The organism is Chryseobacterium sp. CH25 (assembly GCF_004119455.1).
Classification (GTDB): domain Bacteria; phylum Bacteroidota; class Bacteroidia; order Flavobacteriales; family Weeksellaceae; genus Chryseobacterium.
Map to the genome: position 1 here is coordinate 347,984 of NZ_NRQT01000001.1, position 14,643 is coordinate 362,626.

Sequence of the window (14,643 nt, forward strand, 5' to 3'; positions counted from 1 at the left end):
TTAGAATTGAATGTTTGCACCAAATAAAAATGTTCTTGCCTGAGGGTAATAAGCCCTGTCTATACCATAAGAATCGTTTACAGCAATTTCGGGATCATATCCTGTATATTTTGTAAACGTAAATAAGTTTTCTCCTGTCACATAGAATCTTACTTTACTTGCACCAAATTTCTTAGAAACTTCAGTAGGTAATGTATAGCCTAACTGTATTAATTTAATTCTTACGAAATCTCCTTTTTGAAGATAATAATCAGACATCTTCGTATAGTTTTCATTTCTGTCGTTAACATCCAGTCTAGCCACGGTATTGGAAGTTCCCGGTCCTGTCCAACGATCAAGAATGGTCGTCTGATAGTTAGCATAGAAAAGATCCAGTCTTCTCAGACCCTGGAAAATCTTATTGCCTCCTTGCCCCTGTGCAAAAATCATCAGATCAACATTTTTATAATTCAGGTTCAAGGTTAATCCATAATTAAATTTAGGTACTGAACTTCCTAAATATTCATAATCTTCCTGATTAATCCTTCCATCTCCATTGATATCCAACCTTTTAAAATCTCCAGGTTTAGCGTTAGGTTGAATTAAATCTCCATTAGCATTTCTATAAGCGTCTATTTCAGCCTGTGTCTGGAAAATACCAACATTTTTATATCCAAAGAAAGCCCCGTATGGTGATCCTACCTGGAATCTTGTCACATTACCCATTGATTGGAATCCTGCGAAATTTTCAAAAAGTTTATTATCCTCAAGTCTTGTGACTTCATTTTTCAGATAAGAAAAGTTTCCGTTGATTGAAATTCCGAAATCTGACCACGTTTTTTTATACCCCAGATTGATTTCTATACCCGTATTATTCATATCTCCTACATTTTTCCATGGTCTATCAGGAACCCCTACATATCCTGGAATATCTACCTGACGGAGAATATCTGTTGTTTTCTTTTTATACCAGTCTACTGTTAAGGTAAAATCATTTAAGATTTTAAGATCCGCGGCCACGTTCAACTGGGAAGTTTCCTCCCATCTCAGATCGGGATTTTCTAATGTAGTCGGAGCGTATCCAATAATAATGTTATTGTCACCAAATGTATAATTACTTCCGGATTTAAGTGAGCTTACAAATCTGAAGTTCTCCATTGCATCATTTCCTAAGACACCATATCCTCCTCTAAATTTCAAATTGTTAACAATTTTATTCTCCGGCCAGAAATTTTCATTAGAAATATTCCACCCTAAAGAGAAGGCTGGGAAATTTCCCCAGTGCCTGTTTCCTGCAAACTTGGAAGACCCATCTCTACGAATTGTTCCGGTAAAAAGATATTTATCCTCATAATCATAAATAACCCTTGCAAAATAAGATGCCTTATGCGTTTCAACACCATCGTAAGCTGTTGCCAGACGGTTTTCTGCAGGAACATCAAAATTAAAAGATGCATCTTCAAAATTATTAACAGGCAAATTGGTAAATGTAGCAGTACTTCCGGAACCAATATTATAAAAATAAGCCCCCTGTCCAATTAATACACTTAAATGATGGCTGCCCCATTTATTATCATAAGTTAAAGTATTCTCTGTATTCCATTCTAATTTTTTATTGCTCTCTCTTAAAAAGCTGTTAAACACCGTATTTCTGGCATTTGTATTAAGATAGAACTTTGGAGTAAACTGTTCTTTCCCCCAATAGGAAAGTTTTCCATTCAAAGCAGTTTTGAATGTGAAATGGTCTAAAAATTTCAGTTCAGCAAACACACTGGCTACAAAATCATCAGACCAATTGTATTTTCCAAGTTGTGTTTGTCTGTATGCTAATGGATTGGTCATCTCATTTTCAACAATAGTAGATACTCCATAAGGATTACCAAAAGGATCTCTTATCAGATAAGGAGAAAGCTCTGCATTGTTATATGGACCAGTATTTAATAAATTAGGATCCGTAGCTACTACAGGAGTAATCGGATCCAAATTGATGGCAGAACTTAAAGGTCCACCAAACTCATCATTGGCATTTACCCCTTTATTCTTTTGATGGGTATAGGTTAAAGTTTGCCCGATAGTAAGAAAATCAAACACTTTATGAGTTGAATTTAATCTTACATTCATTCTTTTATAATTAGAGATATCTTTTAATACAATCCCGTCCTGTTCGTAATATCCAAACGAAGAATAAAAAGTAGATTTATCATTTCCTCCACTAACGCTGAATTCATGAGAAGTTCTTTCTGCAGTGTTAAAAATCTCTTTTTGCCAATCCGTTCCGGTTCCAAAAGATTGAGGATTTGTAAATTTTGCAGGTTGTCCACCATTAGTCAGTGCTTCATTAATAATCATTCCATATTGACTGGCATTCAGAAGATCAAGCTTTTTAGCAGCAGAACTTAACCCATAAAATCCATTATAAGATAAGTTCATTTTTCCTTTTCTTCCCTTTTTAGTCGTTACCAGAATAACTCCTTTAGCAGCAGAAACTCCATAGATTGCAGAGGACGCACCGTCTTTCAGTATCTCAATATTTTCTATATCAGACTGATTGAGCCAGCCAATATTATCCACTACGATACCATCTACAACCCACAAAGGATCATTACTTCCTGCTCCGAAACTGGTTACCCCACGTACCCTTACTGTTGCGGCAGCTCCTGGCTGTCCGGAATTGGTAACAACAGAGACCCCTGCTGCCCTCCCCTGTAAGACCTGTTCCGGTTTACCTGAAGGAATGTCCTCAATATCCTTTGCTCTTACACTGGAAATTGCGCCTGTTACATTACTCTTTTTCTGAGTACCGTAACCGATCACTACAACCTCGTCAATTTTATTCTCTTTAGAAAGGGTATCCTTCTTAGTCTGAGCACTGAAATTAGCCGTGAAATAGAGAACGGCAACCGCGCCTAAGCTTAATGATATTCTTATGTTCATATACAGTCATTGTTTTAATTCTCAAATTGAGACAATAAAAATATATTTTTTTCAATTAATTAACATTATATTAATAAATATTTTAAAATTTCGTTTATTATTGAGGGTTAAAAGCCATATCTTCGCATTAATTATTCACAAAAAGTTATAAAAATTCAATAAAGTTAACTCCCGAAATGACCGCTAAGCATTCCAAAATTTCTCTCCCGTTAAAACTGACCTTTCTAATTTTCTCAATGGTATTAAACTGTATGGGACTTATTATCCTTCAGCTTGCAGATGCCAATATCACTTATGGAGAGCTGGGATTTCTGGAATCATTCAAAGACCTGCCTATTGCATTTATCTCTCTGTTTGCGGTAAGTTTCATTAATAGAACCGGAGCAAAAAAAGCATTAATTGCTGCTTTGGCTATAGTAGGAGTCTGTTCCTGTCTCCTTCCGTTTATAGAAGAGTTCTGGTTTTATAAAGTTTGGTTTGCGATTATTGGAGCCTGTTTTGCCATTGGAAAAATATGTGTATTTGGAATCATCAGGAATAATATTTCAGACGAAAAATCTTTGGCTAAAACCATGAACAGCGTGGAAGCTTCCTTTATGATAGGGATTTTTGCAGTGAATACAGGTTTCGGATGGCTGATTTCCAGTCAGTATTCCGAATTCTGGAGGTTTGGATTTCTGTTGATTGCCCTATTATCTGCCATCACTATATTCCTGCTTTCAAAAATAGAAATAACGGAGTCTAAACCATCTGAAAGCAAAAGCATATTCTCGGAATTATCAGGATTTACAACACCTGTAGTTGCTTTATTCCTTGCGGTGGTTTTCTTTATTGTTTTTGTAGAACAGGGATTTAATTCATGGCTGCCTTCATTTTATAAGAATCATCTGAAAGTCAATTCTTTTTTTGCTCTTCAGGCCACCTCTTTTCTTTCCCTTTTTTCCTATGCCGGAAGAACTATTACAGCCAATATCATCCGTAAATTTTCATTATCAAAATATTATATCATCTGTATATCGCTTATCGTTGCATTATTGCTTATGATTCTGGGAATTCAGTATTTTGATTCTGAAGATTCAAGGGTTATTCTATTTCTGTTTCCGGTTGTAGGATTGTTTCTCTCTCCGCTCTACCCTGTTGTCAATTCAAAAATGATTGCTGTGGTTGATAAAGAAAAGATCAACCTGTTTACTTCATTGATTGTCATTTTTTCTTCTCTGGGAAGTTCCGTGAGCTCTATTATCATGGCTATACTCTTTGGGAAGCAACTTTTAAACTTTTATCCATTATATATTTTATGCTCTGTAATTCTTCTTTTTGTGATTAGTTTGATGTATTTTAACGTCTCAAAAAGAAAATATAGAAAATAGTTTTATTTTTACATCCATGAAAATCAAAGACACAAAAAGCAAAGAAACACTTCAGGAACTGATCGACACAAAGGATTTCGTGGCTCATATTTCTGTAGACTGTACGATATTCGGCTTTCATAACAATATTCTGAAAGTACTGTTATTAAAGTATCATGATCTGGATCTGTGGTCACTTCCGGGTGGTTTTGTTTTCAATGATGAAGACCTTCGGGAAGCAGCAGAAAGGGTTTTGTATGAGCGGACCCATCTTAAAGATCTGTTTTTAAAGCAATTTCATACGTTTGGAAGAATTGACCGTACAGAAAATAACGTTCATCAGATTCTTCTTAGAAATAAAGGAATTGAAGTACCGGAAGACCATTGGATTTTCCAGAGGTTTATTACGGTAGGATACTGCAGCCTCATCGATTTTTCACTCACAAATACTTTCCCGGATGCTTTTAATGAAAGCTGCGAATGGTTTGAAGTAAACAATCTTCCTAAGATGGCATTCGACCACGACAGAATCATAGAAACCGGATTAGAATATCTGAGAATGAATATCAACACTGAAGTGGCAGCCAGCAATCTTCTGCCTGAAAAATTTACCATGAAGGATCTTCAAGCTCTTTATGAAACCATTTTAGGGCAAAAATTCAGAAGAAATAACTTCCAAAGGAAAATTTTAAGTCTTAATATTCTTGACAGACTGGAAAAATTATATGATGGTTCTGCCAATAAGGCTCCGTACCTGTATAAATTCAAAACAGAAGTTCATAATGCCACTAATCAGTATCCAATCTCCAATGATGAGGAGGTTTAAAATATGAATTTTATCCCTTAATCAGGAAAAAACCATATTATCTGTTTGAAAACCAGCATTTAGATAAGTTTTCAAAAAAATTTCTCAAACACCACGAAAAATGTTATTTTTAACAAAATCAAAAAATCATGTCATATTATCCTCTTACAAGCATCCCTGATTATTATGGAATTGATGCTTTACTTACTGAAGAACACAAACTGATCCGCCAATCTGTAAGAGATTGGGTTGAAAGTTATGTAATGCCGCAGATTGACCAGGCAGCCCAAAATCATACTGACCTTCCTGGTTTGATGAGAGAATTAGGGAAAATTGGGGCATTAGGACCATATATTCCGGTTGAATATGGAGGTTCAGGATTAGATCAGATTTCTTATGGTCTTATCATGCAGGAGTTGGAAAGAGGAGATTCCGCAGTACGTTCTGCTGCTTCAGTACAAAGCTCTCTGGTAATGTTTCCTATTAATGAGTTCGGTTCTGAAGAACAGAAAAAGAAATACCTTCCCAAATTAGCTGCAGGAGAAATGATTGGTTCTTTTGGATTAACTGAGCCTAACCACGGTTCTGACCCAGGTTCCATGGAGACTTATTTTAAAGATATGGGAGACCACTATCTTTTGAATGGTGCTAAAATGTGGATCACCAACTCTCCTCTTTGCGATATTGCAGTGGTATGGGCAAAAAATGAGGAAGGAAAAGTACAGGGATTAATTGTTGAAAGAGGAATGGAAGGATTCACGACTCCGGAAACACACAATAAATGGAGCTTAAGAGCTTCCAAAACAGGAGAACTGGTATTCAATGATGTAAAAGTACCGAAAGAGAACTTACTTCCAGGAGTTACAGGATTAAAAGGACCTCTATCTTGTCTGAACTCTGCAAGATATGGAATTTCATGGGGAGTAATTGGAGCTGCTATCGACTGTCATTGTACAGCAGTTCAGTATTCTAAAGAAAGAAAACAATTTGGTAAGCCAATTGGTTCTTATCAGCTTCAACAGAAAAAATTAGCTGAATTCTTAACAGAGATTACAAAAGCTCAGTTGTTATGCCTTCAGTTAGGAAACCTTAAAAATGCTCATAAAGCAACTCCTGCGCAAATTTCTATGGCTAAGCGTAACAACGTAAAAATGGCAATTGATATCGCAAGAGAATCAAGACAGATCCTTGGAGGTATGGGTATCATGGGTGAATTCCCAATGATGAGACATGCTGCCAATCTGGAGTCAGTTATTACTTATGAAGGAACTCACGATGTTCATTTGTTAATCACCGGTTTAGATATTACAGGTATCAACGCTTTCTAAGGAAAGGGAAATATAGAATTAAGAGTCTGGTCTTTGGATCAGACTCTTTTATTTTACTCACATTTCAGAGAATTTAATATTCAGTGAATAATTATTAATGTCGGAATATTTTTGAAGAATTAATAAAAATACTACCTTGACAATAGTAAAAATCCACGATATGAAGAAAATCACAACTTTTTTGATAGGACTCGCTGCGCCTTTTTATTTCGCCCAGCAGCCTGGAGACCTCGTAAGCTCCGAACTTAAACTGGATTTAACACCGCAAGGGGTTGTTAATTTCATAGCCAATAATCTTGGTGAACAAAATGCCCCTGACTTTGTAAGTTATCTGAATGGCTTCAATGTTGGTTTAAAAGGATATAAAATAACCTATTATACCAAAAATGAAAACAATGTCCTTGTAAAAGCAACAGGACTTCTGATGTATCCTAATGTGAATATGAAACTTTCCACAGTAGTCTCAGATCATGGAACTACTGACAGCAGACACAATGTTCCTTCCAATTTTAAAGGAGCACTAACTGCAGGATTTGTAGTGGAGCTTTCATATGTTCTCAATGGTTATATTTTAATGGCTCCTGATTATGTAGGGATGGGAGACGGAGATGGTGTACACCCTTATGTAGATTATGCTACTGAGTCCGGTGCCACTATCGATTTTGTTACCGCAGCCAACAAAGTGTTATCACAATTGAATATAAAACGATATGATGAATATTTCCTTGCAGGCTACTCACAAGGAGCGCATGCAGCCATGTCTACTTTAAAAAGATTAAATGCATCAAATCCCGGAAATCTAAAGTTCAAATATGCTTATATGGGCGATGGTCCTTATGATATGTCAGAAACAACTTTAAAAAAAGGAGTTTTAGAAAAAGATATTTATCCGTTCAGCTCATTCCTGGCCAATGTACTTCACAGCTGTAATAATACCGGATACAAAACCTATACTAATGATATTTCAGAAGTCATTTCTGCAGAATATCTTGAGAAATACAATTATCATGTTGTTCAGGACAATGGTGGCCTACTTTGGGGACCATTTTTATGGAGAAAACTATTCACAACCAATTTTATTAATGAGGTAACCAACAATCCTAATCATAAATTCAGACAATGTCTGAAGCCCAAAGATGTATACGACTGGTATAACAAAACCCCTATGACTCTTGGGCATTCTACCGTTGATCTTGCTATTCCACCGGAAAACACATCCAAAACCATTGATGTACAGCGTGGCTATTATGCATGGTGGGATCTTAACAAATATAAGCTGGATTCTTTCTACTGGGGACCAATTGGCCATGTGGGCGGAATTGTCCCATTCGTTTTGGCTTCCAATGCTAAATTTAATACTTTAAGAAGCGGTGGACTTTTTAATCAATGGGCTGCAGTAGGGTCTATTTTTGGAAAACAGTCCGCAGAGACTTTATCAGAAACACCTACTCTATTTTCATCTCAGATCAAGCCTGATCTTGGGAATATGCAGTTGATGGAAGTAACTGATTTTAATAACGAAAAAGCAAGCAGCAAATCTGCAGACAAGCGTACCCTGTCCTCCTTAAATGATGGAGTTTATCTGTTAAAAGTAAATGAAAACAATCAGGAAAAAATGCTTCCGTACATTAAAAATACCCCGAGAGAAATCGCTGAAAATGAAATTGTACAATCAGAGAACAATTCCATTTTAAAATTGAAAATTGACGAAAACGAACTTTCAGCAGTTCATATTTTTGATGAAAATAAAAATCTGGTGACCTCCATTTCAAAAGATCAGTATCAAGAAAACGATGGAATCAGTTTAAAAAATCTGGATGCTCAGAAATACACATTCGAAGTAGTTACCTCATATTATAATTTACAGTTTAATAAAAATATTGGAAACAGCAGACTGGAAAGCAGTACAGATATCTTTGCTCAGAACAAGCAGATAAGAGCCAGAGCTAATGACAACATTAAAAATATCAACATTTACAGCATTTCCGGAGCTTTGATTCACCAGCAGGAAGTAAACTCCCAACAATTTGAATCAAAAAGTATGGAACCGGGTATATATGTTGTACAAATGACTCTTTCCAACGGGAAAACCATCAATAAAAAAGTTAAACTTTAACATCTAATCCTTTTTATATATCATTTTCAAGTTAATTTTGGCACTCCAGCAATGGGGTGCTTTTTTATTTTTACACACTTTTGAAGACAATGAAGATCCTTAATTTCATTACCATTTGATTCAAGAATAAGGTTTACACTTTCATTTTCAACACAAAGTCTCTATATACCAGATTGTTATACTTTCAGGAAGCAAAGAAATCCGACTTTATCGTTGATAAGGCTATAAGAATATACATACGCTTAGAGAGAATCAATAAAATTAATTTCACAATTTGCTTCCTTAAAAATCAAGTATCATGAAAATAAAACTTTGTGTTACAATAATCACAAATTGCTGAGCGAGCATTCTTCAAAAAAATAACTCCAACAATACTAATTAGAAATAAAACCCTAAAAAGCTTTATCAAAACACACATTAAAACCCACTAAATAAACACCTTACATTTACTTCTCACTTTTAAAAACTTAAATAAACACGAAGCAAGCAAAATGATTTTTATCAATTATTTTAAATTATTCTAAATAAAATTAGAAATCTTATTTATTGGCTCCTACCTTTGCCGGAAGAAAAATGCCGATGGTACATAACGATCCACGATTCCCATTAAAAACACAGATTTTTACACTTTTATTTCTCGCTACATTTTCAACAGTTCAATCACAGGACAGGTCTGCCAATGTTTCATTTGAAGTAAGAAATAATCATTCTGCCCCAGCAGCCGGTTCAGAAATCAAAATTATATCTGATAAAAATACCTATTCCGTATCTACAGACGATAAAGGAATTGCCGTTATCACTGCCATCCCAGGTCAATACGCTATTGAAATTCGAAAAAATGGTATCATTCAATATTCTGGTAAGATTGTCATTACAAAGCCTGAAGTATTTACTTTTTCATTAACAGACAAAATTAATTCTATTGAAGAAGTAATTATTACTGCTAAGGAAAGCAAGGGGTTAACTTCATCTTCTGTGATTAGCCAAAGGGCAATGCAGCATTTGCAGCCATCAAGTTTTACAGATCTTCTTGAATTACTTCCCGGAGGACGATCCGGAGACCCTGTTTTAAACCAAGTGAATAAGATCAGTCTTCGTGAAACTGGTAATCCTGGCAATGATTATAATACTTCTGCAATGGGTACAACCTTTCTGGTAGATGGTGCTCCATTGAACTCCGGTGCCAACCTTCAGTATACTTATGATTTTTTAGATAAAAGCAATAACGGATTGAAAAGGCGGCTCAATCTTACAAGCGGTGTTGATATGCGCAGTATTTCTACAGATCAAATTGAAAAAGTGGAGATTCTTCGTGGAATTCCTTCTGTAATCTATGGAAACCTGACGTCAGGGATTGTTAAAATCACGAACAAATCAGGGTATACCAAATGGAAATCCAGATTTAAAGCGGATGGTTACAGCAAACTATTTGCAATCAGTAAAGGATTTGAAGACAAAGAACGAGATCTAAAAATAAATGCAGGGATTGATTATCTGAATGCGAAATCTGATCCAAGAGACCGACTTGAAAATTATAAAAGGATTACTGCAAATTTTGCACTCATCAAAGAGAAACAACAAAGTCATGGTACATTCAGATGGCAGACTCATCTTAGCTACACAGGTTCACTGGATGGTTCAAAAACTGATCCGGATGCAGATTTATCTCAACTAAACTCATATGAAGTCAACAATCATCTTGTAAGTCTTTCAAATGTATTGAATTATACAAAAACTGGACTTTCATTTTACAGATCAACAGAAGTTCAGGCTACAGTTAATCAGAGGTTTGATAAAATAAAACAAACCAAATTTATCCAGTTGGAAAATGCAACCGCTTTCCCACTTTCCAGAACTGAAGGTGAATACGATGGTTATTATCCTGAAGCCCGATATATTTCTGATTATACAGTAGATGGGAAACCTCTGGATATTTTTGTAAAAATGGTCAATAATTTCCAATGGGACTTTAAACACATTAAAAATGAGATCAATACCGGATTCGACTGGCAACTCAGTAAAAACTGGGGTCAGGGACAATTATTTGACATTTATAAACCTATAGATCCTAAAGCTACCTTCAGACCGCGTGCCTATCGTGATGTTCCAGCCTATTCCACTTCTGCTATGTTTTTGGAAACCATCAGTACAGCAAACCTTGGACAGCATCAACTTATATTGGCAATGGGATTAAGAGGAAATTCAATACTGAATATCCCCGCTCATTTTAAAATGAATGGAAAAGTTTATCTGGACCCAAGAATCAACCTCCAATGGAGTCTTCCGGAGTTCAATATAATGAATAAGAAATCTCAATTGGCATTCACATTAGGTTATGGTAAACAGAGTTTATTCCCGGATCTAAACCTTTTGTACCCTGAATTGATTTATAAAGATATTCAGCAGCTCAATTATTTCCATTCTAACCCAAATTATAGAAGAGTAAACTATAAAACCAAGATATACAATCCTCAAAATACAGAAATAGAACCTGCTATCAATGAGAAGTTTGAAGCGAGAGTAGATTTCAGCCTGGGCCTTCATCAGCTATCTGTAACTGTTTTTAAAGAAAAGATGCACAATGCTTTCCGTACGATGAACGAATATGCGGTCTATGAATATAAAAAATACGACACCTCTGCCCTTAACCATGAAGCCATAACTTCTCCGCCGGACATCACTACACTGCCCTATCAGAACCTAATGGAAAACTTTATGTATTCTTCACAACGTAATGGAAGTAAAATAGATAAGGAAGGAGTGGAATTTCAATATTCTTCCAACAGAATTCCAGTCATCAATACCAGATTTACGTTGAGTGGTGCATGGTTTCGTACAAAATACGGGAACAGTCTTCCGGTTTACAAAAGACCGGATATGCTGATTAATGGGAAACCTTATCCTTATCTCGGACTTTATAACGGAATGGAACCTAATTCCGTAAACGAAGTCCTGAATACGAATCTGATGATGGATACCTATATTCCAAAATTAGACCTGATCTTCTCTACATCTTTCCAGTTTTCATGGTATTCGATGAGAAAATTAGATCCTATGAACGGAGCTCCCAGCCATTATGTGGACCAAAACGGTCATATATTTCCATTTAATCCTGATACAGCAAAAGGAACGCTTCTCGAAAGGCTGATGATTGCACAGAATGAAGACCGCTATAATGCTACCAGAAGACCATTGGAAGCCAATCTTAATCTTAAGGTAACCAAAAGTTTCAGACATAAAACAGTTATCGTTTCCATGTTTGCCAACAGGCTTTTCAGCTATTACGCACCTTATAACGTCAATGGCTTTACCATCAACAGAAAAGGGATTAATGACCCCTATTTCGGGATGGAGATCAATTTCAATTTATAACAATTTCAAATCAATACGTTATGTTTAAACATTTATTAAGAACACTATTTGCATTGTGTGCTGTATTCAGTATTGCAGCATGTTCGTCAGATTCCGATGCGCCGGAAGTACAGGCACAGACCACTTTAAACCTACAGTTGAAGGTAGTTCCGGAAAATATCCAGGTAAAAGAATATAAAAACCTTACCATAAATTTTAAGGAACTGAATACTGGTTTCACCACTACCCAGGAGCTTAAGAATACAAATTCCCTGAAAACAGTTCTTCCTATGGGAACTTATAATATTACTGTAGAAGGTAGCATTGTATATTCAGACAATTCAGTAGCAACTGAAGCAAAGGTAGGCGGTGCACAAACCGGAATGGTTATCAACGGTACTGAACAGACCAAAACTATTGACATTTCAATGAAAGCCGGAAGCAGTGACCTGATCCTTGAAGAAGTATTCTATACAGGAACTACAACTCCGCAGGGAGCTATGTATTTTGGTGATCAATATTTTAAAATAACCAATAATACAGACAAAACTTTATATGCTGACGGAATGTTACTGATACAGTCTGCTTTTATGACCAATGAAAAACAGGATTACAGCCCGAATATCACAGGAACAACATTCTCTGCCGGAGCAATCATCAGAATTCCAGGTAACGGAACTACTTATCCTGTACTGCCGGGAGCATCTATCATAATTGCGGAAGATGCTATTAATCATAAAGAGTTTAATCCTTCATCTATCAATCTGTCTCACGCTAATTTCCAGATTTTCAAGGAAGATTCTGATGATATTGACAATCCTGCTGTCCCTAAAATGGCAAATGTATTTGAAAAATGGTGATTCACACCCAGGGATATTATGCATATGCTCTAGCTCGTATGCCACAAGGAATGACTAATGAATCATTAGTAAGCCAGAATTCATACACTTATACTTACAATCTTACTTTTGGAGGAGATGTTTATCCTATGGATGGAACAGCCGTTAAAATACCGAATGAATGGATCACAGATGCAGTAAATCTAAGTGTACAGGATTCTTTCCAATGGTTGGTAACTTCTCCTTCTTTAGACATGGGATGGACATCTGTAACTTCTTTTGACGGGGATAAAAACCGTTTTGGAAAAGCAGTCCGAAGAAAGGTTATCGGAAAAAATGCAGATGGTAAAGATATCTTGAAAGACACCAATAATTCCACTGCAGACTTTGATCACGGGGTAAAACCTTCATTATTCAACTAAAATGAAACATTTTCAGTCCATACTTATCCTGCCAGTTCTTTTTCTTAGTGCTGAACTCTATGCTCAGGACAATGATACGATCATGAATAAAATTCGTGAAGAGTACAGTTATGAGAGGATACTCAAAAATGATATCAACACCAATCCGGCCAATATGCTAGGCTCAAGAAAGTATCAGCTTACAGTTTTTAATATATTCACTCAAAACAATGATACTCCTAATGAGATAAAGCAAAAAGGTAACGGAAAAAATCTTTGGGGAGCTAGAACCAGCACTCATCAGATATTAGATCCGAAAACTGTGGTTTGGGGTAATGCCTCCTATTCACAGGGAAAGAACAAGCAGGTGGTATGGAATGAAAATGCTGATTATGATATCATCTACCCTTACGTAGCGGCAGACAGCGTAGGCGGAGATATGAAATTTGAGAACTACTCCTTCTCAGGTGGGTATTCTAAGCAAATCAACTCATATACTTTAGGAATTACAGGAAGTTACCGGGCAAGTTTGAACTATCGTGATATTGATCCAAGACCCAAAAACACTTCAGCTAATTTTTCATTGGCCCTTGGGGTAAACAAAATGATGTTGGGAAAATTCAAAATTGGAGCTTATGTGGAGGCAGAAAAATACACTCAAAAACATTATCTGAGCTTTGTAAGCAACCAGGGATTCCCAATGATTTACAATATGAATGGTTTGGGAAACTACAACGAATTGCTTTCCGGAAAGCTACGCCAGGCCTATTATGAAGGCTGGACTTATGGTGGTGGCTTACAGATCTTTGAAGCGGAAAACAGATCATGGTATTTTACTGCCGGAATCAAACAATTCAGTCTTGATAAACTTCTGACCGAATATGCAGACCTTAATGCCTCTAAGATTAAAGAACAGCAATTTAACTTCTCTTTAGGTAAGTTTTTTGAAACAGGAAAAATTTTTTGGGGAATTTCAGCAGCTGGAAACTACACCAACAGAAAAGGAACTGAGAACCTGTTTTTAAATGATAATTCCAGGAATTACATACAGATCGGTTCTGCCGAAAAATACAATCATAAAGTAACCAATGTAATCTTCAAGGGCTTCCTTGAAGTGAATCATCAAAATGCAAAATCATCATTTCTCCCTTTCTTTGGACTGATTCAGGAGAAGGAAAAATACAACCACCCTATTTCCATCATTGATTTAAATAAACTCATCTACGGTGCAGATTATCAATGGATGAAAACATTTACAGACAAGCTTACCCTTTCTGTCTCTATGGGAGTTTCCGTAACAGATGTCTACAAAAAAGATGCAATGTTTAATAGTTTTGGTAAACCGGCTATTCAGGAAATGATACAGGAAAACTACAACTTTCAGTCTTCAGATTTCTGGCAGGCTAAGCTTGATATTAATTTTCATTTCAATTTTCCGGTTATTAAAAATGCTTTTGTAGGCGGTAAAATGATGTACAGCAGTTTTAAAAACAGTAATAATATGCTTTTTGCAGCAACCATAGGAGGCTTATTTTAAGTAA

General features: G+C 36.0%; 9 protein-coding genes. 8 read left to right on the plus strand and 1 reads right to left on the minus strand.

Features of this window, described 5'->3' with window-relative positions:
• Nucleotides 1-2,913 carry a SusC/RagA family TonB-linked outer membrane protein gene (locus BOQ64_RS01545; protein WP_129056624.1) on the minus strand — a complete coding sequence of 971 codons (2,913 nt, stop codon included), beginning with the start codon at nucleotides 2,911-2,913 and terminating at the stop codon, nucleotides 1-3.
• Between the two features lie 176 nt (nucleotides 2,914-3,089).
• Here BOQ64_RS01545 and BOQ64_RS01550 point away from each other — a divergent pair, with 176 nt between their 5' ends.
• From BOQ64_RS01550 to BOQ64_RS01580, 8 genes are all read left to right on the plus strand, one after another.
• Nucleotides 3,090-4,283 carry an MFS transporter gene (locus BOQ64_RS01550; protein ID WP_129056622.1) on the plus strand — a complete coding sequence of 398 codons (1,194 nt, stop codon included), beginning with the start codon at nucleotides 3,090-3,092 and terminating at the stop codon, nucleotides 4,281-4,283.
• Nucleotides 4,284-4,299: 16 nt separating this feature from the next.
• Nucleotides 4,300-5,088 (plus strand): NUDIX hydrolase, encoded by a 789-nt coding sequence (locus BOQ64_RS01555; RefSeq protein ID WP_129056620.1) that lies wholly within the window; start codon nucleotides 4,300-4,302, stop codon nucleotides 5,086-5,088.
• Nucleotides 5,089-5,216: 128 nt separating this feature from the next.
• Nucleotides 5,217-6,395 (plus strand): acyl-CoA dehydrogenase family protein, encoded by a 1,179-nt coding sequence (locus BOQ64_RS01560; protein WP_129056618.1) that lies wholly within the window; start codon nucleotides 5,217-5,219, stop codon nucleotides 6,393-6,395.
• A gap of 160 nt (nucleotides 6,396-6,555) precedes the next feature.
• Nucleotides 6,556-8,511, plus strand: coding sequence for a T9SS type A sorting domain-containing protein (locus BOQ64_RS01565; RefSeq protein WP_129056616.1), 1,956 nt, complete (start codon nucleotides 6,556-6,558; stop codon nucleotides 8,509-8,511).
• A gap of 546 nt (nucleotides 8,512-9,057) precedes the next feature.
• Nucleotides 9,058-11,883, plus strand: a complete 2,826-nt coding sequence (locus BOQ64_RS01570; protein WP_228448059.1) for a TonB-dependent receptor plug domain-containing protein — start codon at nucleotides 9,058-9,060, stop codon at nucleotides 11,881-11,883.
• 20 nt (nucleotides 11,884-11,903) lie between these two features.
• Nucleotides 11,904-12,722 carry a DUF4876 domain-containing protein gene (locus tag BOQ64_RS24430; RefSeq protein ID WP_262708715.1) on the plus strand — a complete coding sequence of 273 codons (819 nt, stop codon included), beginning with the start codon at nucleotides 11,904-11,906 and terminating at the stop codon, nucleotides 12,720-12,722.
• Nucleotides 12,716-13,123: a DUF4876 domain-containing protein gene (locus BOQ64_RS24435; protein WP_262708716.1), complete on the plus strand. Its 408-nt coding sequence runs from the start codon at nucleotides 12,716-12,718 to the stop codon at nucleotides 13,121-13,123. The genes BOQ64_RS24430 and BOQ64_RS24435 overlap by 7 nt, the downstream gene beginning before the upstream one ends.
• 1 nt (nucleotide 13,124) lies before the next feature.
• On the plus strand, nucleotides 13,125-14,639 hold the full coding sequence (locus tag BOQ64_RS01580; protein ID WP_129056614.1) for a DUF6850 family outer membrane beta-barrel protein: 1,515 nt from the start codon (nucleotides 13,125-13,127) through the stop codon (nucleotides 14,637-14,639).
• The last annotated feature ends 4 nt before the right edge of the window (nucleotides 14,640-14,643 follow it).